2 protein-coding genes and 2 pseudogenes are annotated in these 1,355 nt (G+C 33.5%); all 4 read left to right on the plus strand.

The features are described 5' to 3' along the window. Positions 1–111: DUF3885 domain-containing protein (locus AC1DTM_RS26685; protein WP_477001304.1), on the plus strand; the 111-nt coding region annotated here is incomplete at its 5' end. A gap of 24 nt (positions 112–135) precedes the next feature. Continuing rightward, entirely contained in the window at positions 136–846 is a 711-nt protein-coding gene (gene mtnN, locus AC1DTM_RS26690; RefSeq protein ID WP_477001303.1) for a 5'-methylthioadenosine/S-adenosylhomocysteine nucleosidase, read from the plus strand. 88 nt (positions 847–934) lie between these two features. After that, positions 935–1,081, plus strand: a pseudogene (locus tag AC1DTM_RS26695) (SAM-dependent methyltransferase); the annotation flags it as partial. Positions 1,082–1,108: 27 nt separating this feature from the next. Then, positions 1,109–1,355, plus strand: a pseudogene (locus AC1DTM_RS26700) (GNAT family N-acetyltransferase); the annotation flags it as partial.

Below are 1,355 nucleotides of genomic sequence, written 5' to 3' on the forward strand. Positions count from 1 at the left end.
GGATGTGAAGTAATTGCGAAGAATAAAGAAAAGATACGGGATTTATATGAGAAGTATAAAGAGTGGATACCAGAATATGAACGAGAGAGTATAGATGACTTATTTACATGAAAATAGGAGGAAGTGAAGTGTGTAATGAAAAGGATCGCGATTGTATCTGCATGGGAACCAGAGCTTACGTATTTGCATCAACATTATCCAWGTGAGCGTGTAGAAAAAATAGCAGCTTGGGAATTTCATTTTCATTCTATTAATGAATTAGAAGTTATTTCAGTTGTAAYTGGTGTCGGTAAAGTAAGTTGTGCTAGTTGTGTACAACTATTAATAAGTGAATTCCAGCCAGACCAGTTATTTATGACAGGAATTTGCGGGAGTTTATCAGATAAGGTGAAAAATGGACACATCGTTGTAGCTCTTAATACTTTGCAGCATGATGTTACAGCGGCTGGATCAGGAGAAGATAGTTTTAATCTATATGATGGTAGAACAGCACCTATTGAAACAACTAAATCACTCGTAAAACGAATGAAGAAATTACGTTCATATGACCCGGTCCATTTTGGTACATTTCTATCTGGAGATCAACGTATTCGAAGTTCAGAAATGAGGTATTTACTTCATACTGTATACGGTGCTTTAGCCGTTGATCAAGAAGTGGCAGCATTCGCTTATGTGTGTCATGTAAATAGAAAACCATTTCTATGTTTAAAAGCTGCCTCAGATCAAGCGAATGACAAAACGAAAGAAGAACAAAAGGTTTTTAAAATGTTAGCATGTGAACGAGCATGTGAGCATTTAATTACTTTTTTACGTGTTTATGAGATTACTGTAGTTAACAATAGATAACAAGAGGGGGAATATCCCACTCATTTCAAATTAAGAGGTGAATTATAATTGCATACGTATTATGGAGAACTTTGTACAAAGATGTATGGTTATGGATTTTCCTATAAGACTATATGATTTAAAAGAATTTGAAAATATACTTATTGCTAATGGATTTAGTCAAATTGTTGTTCATGAAATAAAAGATGGATATGGTGAAGGGAATTCATTTCATGTATTTGAATGCAGTTTATAACAAGTCAAAGCGGGGGATTATACTTATATGATTCAATATAAAAGATGTAGTGAAGTAAGTATAGATTTAGTGTATGAAGCTTTTAAGGATGGATTTTCAGATTACATCATTAAAATGGAAGTTTCAAAAGAAGATTTTATAAAAAGATTTTTTGGGCCAGAAGGGAATTCGCTAGAACACTCCTTTCTTGCTTTAGATGGTAATCAATCTGTTGGTGTAATACTTGGTGGTATAAAGGTTTATGAAAGTATAAAAACAATGCGCTGCGGAACTT

Source organism: Bacillus sp. P4_D3 (assembly GCF_056401855.1).